This is a genomic window from Luteimonas rhizosphaericola (genome assembly GCF_029888045.1).
In the GTDB taxonomy this organism is placed as follows: domain Bacteria; phylum Pseudomonadota; class Gammaproteobacteria; order Xanthomonadales; family Xanthomonadaceae; genus Luteimonas; species Luteimonas rhizosphaericola.
Genome location: NZ_JARXRN010000019.1, coordinates 1 through 3213, shown reverse-complemented (window position 1 = coordinate 3213; position 3213 = coordinate 1). Strand labels below are relative to the sequence as shown.

The following is a 3213-nucleotide window of genomic DNA, read 5'->3' as shown; positions in this document are numbered from 1 at the left end:
GCGTTAGGCGGCACGCTGCAATGTCGTGCTATTGAGTGTCGTCGCAATCGGATCGGCCAACGTGCTGCCATCATCTTTGGCTTCGGCCAAGTAGTCGCAAGCGCGCCGGGACAGTTCGTCGCGGCCGGCTTCGGATGGCTGGACTCAGGCGTTGCAATCGGACCGTCCATCGCAGGCTTCGGCCAGGTCCGTGGACAGGTCCCGGGCCGGCGCACCCAGGCGCCATTGGCTTCGGCCACATCCCAAGCCAAGAGCTTGCCGCACCCCGGTTTTCGTCGTAGCGTTCCGCCTAACAGTTCGTTCAAGCCGACGCCGCTTCGTTACACAAAGCACATGGCAGGTAGAGCTTGCCATGTGCTTTGCTCCACTACGCGGCGCGGCTTAACTCAGGCGTTAGGTGGCTTGGGAGATTTCGATGGAGCTGACGTTCCTATTGGTTGCAGTCGTCGCAATCGTCAACGTTTTCGCATCGTTTGCGGTTCTTCGCGTCTCTGTCTTTTCAACATCGCAACGCTGGCTACAGCTCGGACTCATTTGGCTAGTGCCAGTTATTGGGGCAGTTGTCTGTGTAGCATTTGCTTTTTCTCAAGCTCTTGGCCCCTCCTCACCCGGCACAGTCGACCCACTGTACTTTCCCTCGGATGGAGGCGCACCAGACGGACCAGGCATCGGGCTCTGTGGTTGCAGCGGCGGTGATGGGGGTGGTGACAGTGGTGGAGCTGGTGGTGACTAGTGCGCCACCTAACAATTCATTCAAGCCGACGCCGCTTCGCGGCGCGGCTTAATTCAGGCGTTAGGCGGCAATGACACTTCGTATCATCCGGGTCGGTTCATGGCTTTACGGCGGGTCGGTTGATACGCCCGTCGACATCGTCGCGCTTGACTACGACTACTGGTACAAGCTCGGGGAGGCTGACGGCGCACTGGAGCCTGGAGAGACGCCTGAGCCGCTGGGCCAAGACGGCTTTCTGTACTACGCGCGGTTTCGGCACGCCCTTGAGACCTCTGAGCCAACTTGGCCAGACTCGCCCGGCTACAGCACAATTGCTCAAGCGGTTGCACATGCGGAATCAAAGGTCACGGTCGGCATCGTCTGGCAAGACGTGGTTGCCGCCTAACAATTCATTCAAACCGATGCCGCTTCGCGGCACGGCTTAATTCAGGCGTTAGGGGGCAGGATGGAGTTCACTCGCACATTCGGCATCTTGATGGCGGTTTCCGTCGCAACCGCATGCTCACAAGAGCCTACTTCTCCCACCATATCGGAGCAGTTGGAAGAGGGCGAGTACATAGACAACCCGGATACGGGCTTACCTATGAATCCTTCCAAGCGTCGCCTGCCGGGCACCGTGAAGATCATTTCAGACAAAGACGAGCACTTCGGTATTGATCTGTCGGCGCTAACGCCAGACCAAGCATCAATCGTCAAGTCAGCCTGGACCAGCTATGAGACCATTCTGTCTGGCGGGCGCCCCGATTGCCCAGAGGCGCCGTTTGCCCCATCAGATGGCGGCCCTACCATCTACTTTTGCGACGGATATGACATTGTTCGTGTACACGGCCTCTCGGGAACGATTGAGTCGCCCGGGTACGACTACGGACCCTCTTTAGACCTACTCAACGGGCAGCGCGTTGCGCGCCTCAAGTTCTACACGCAAGCGGAGATGGCCAAGCTTGATCGGCCTGCCCCCTAACAATTCATTCAAGCCGAACCCGCTTCGCGGGTCGGCTTAATTCAGGCGTTAGGTGTGCGATGGGGATAGACGTCTACTGGAAGAATGAGCGCGGAGAGATCCTCGCGGCCGTCGAAGACTCAGATGCACTTGCCCAAATGAGCAGTCTTTTGTTCCGGCAAACTGGTAGTTCCTGCATACGGTTCATAGACCCAGCCGGGGATGCCTGTTTCAATCAGCTCCAGATTCCCGTACTGGCGTCGGAGATTCGCAGCCTATTGCCAGCCATTGAGAACCCCCGTTGGCAAAGCCATCTTCAAGCTGTACTTTCGCTCGTTGAGGGTGCATCCATGTCTCATACCTATGTGTGGTTCCGTGGTGACTAGCCGCACACCTAACCACTCGTTCAAGCCGACGCCACTTCGTGGCGCGGCTTAACTCAAGCGTTAGGCCGCACAAGAAATGGTTCTCGGATACATCGGCATAGCTTTGGTCATGCTGGGAGCTGCGCTCACCGGGCTGTCGATCTTTCTCTACGACTTCTCGTTCTGGCTCATTGCACCTGGAGCGATTGCGTTGCTTATAGGGGCCAGCTTTGTTGGTGGCTTCCGGGAGACAGTGATCCGGCGGTTCTTGGGCACCGCTCGCTGTGACCAATCCTAATGGAGTTGCTCGGCTTGCTGCGCCCTAACAATTCATTCAAGCCGACGCCGCTTCGCGGCGCGGCTTAATTCAGGTGTTAGGCCCCGCACGAATGATCAGCGCGTCCGAAGCGAGAGACATAGCGGCCCGGTACTTCGCCAGCCTCGAAGGCCCCGCCGGGTGCGAACTCGTGCTGCTAGACGGACTGGGTAGCCGTTCCAATCGGCTTGGTGGCGGCATACGTCGGATACATGTACTTGCGCCGCATCCTCGGTCGCCAGCATGCTGCAGTTTAGTCGCCAGCGGCCTAACAATTCATTCAAGCCGACGCCGCTTCGCGGCGCGGCTTAATTCAGCCGTTAGGCCTACAGTGAGAGTTCTCAATACATTTGCAGTTCTATTTCTGCTCAGCTTGACCGGCTGCGCTACTGTCAGCGCACCCGCCCTGATCGGCAACACTTGGTCTGGACCGGACGGCACGCGTCTAGCAGCGCAACTCCGCCATCCCTCTGGGCAACTGCCTACTGGCTGGCTCTACAAGAACCAACAAGCTGACGTATCTGGTTCTTTCGCATATCACAAGCAATCTGGCACATACAGCTATTCTGACAGCGGGTACTTCTCCGTAGATCCGCAGTGGAAAAATGACCGCAATTACTTTGGCGTGCTCAAACCAGACAACATTTTCTGTGTTGCCAACCCTGAGCAGCAAAGCAGCGAGCATCAGGATGGCGGTGACGGTATGACCACAATCACGTATTGGACGATTTATGATTACTGTGCTCAGTTGCACGGCCCGTAGGCCTAACAATTCATTCAAGCCGACGCCGCTTCGCGGCGCGGCTTAATTCAGGCGTTAGGGCTGACGGGGAATTTGTGTCTTTGCGTTGGCCTCCGG

General features: G+C 57.5%; 3 protein-coding genes. All 3 read left to right on the top strand.

Annotation, left to right across the window (positions count from 1 at the left end; all coding sequences use genetic code 11):
* Positions 1-803 precede the first annotated feature (803 nt).
* A complete protein-coding gene (locus QFW80_RS03895; RefSeq protein WP_280599972.1) occupies positions 804-1118 on the top strand; it encodes a hypothetical protein in 315 nt (104 codons plus the stop codon).
* A 60-nt stretch (positions 1119-1178) separates the two neighbouring features.
* A complete protein-coding gene (locus QFW80_RS03890; protein ID WP_280599970.1) occupies positions 1179-1694 on the top strand; it encodes a hypothetical protein in 516 nt (171 codons plus the stop codon).
* Between the two features lie 991 nt (positions 1695-2685).
* Entirely contained in the window at positions 2686-3117 is a 432-nt protein-coding gene (locus QFW80_RS03885) for a hypothetical protein (RefSeq protein WP_280599968.1), read from the top strand.
* The last annotated feature ends 96 nt before the right edge of the window (positions 3118-3213 follow it).

Bases quoted from the DNA above. Each gene is read 5' to 3' on its own strand.
- QFW80_RS03895 (WP_280599972.1), top strand. From the start codon at position 804: ATGACACTTCGTATCATCCGGGTCGGTTCATGGCTTTACGGCGGGTCG.
- QFW80_RS03890 (WP_280599970.1), top strand. From the start codon at position 1,179: ATGGAGTTCACTCGCACATTCGGCATCTTGATGGCGGTTTCCGTCGCA.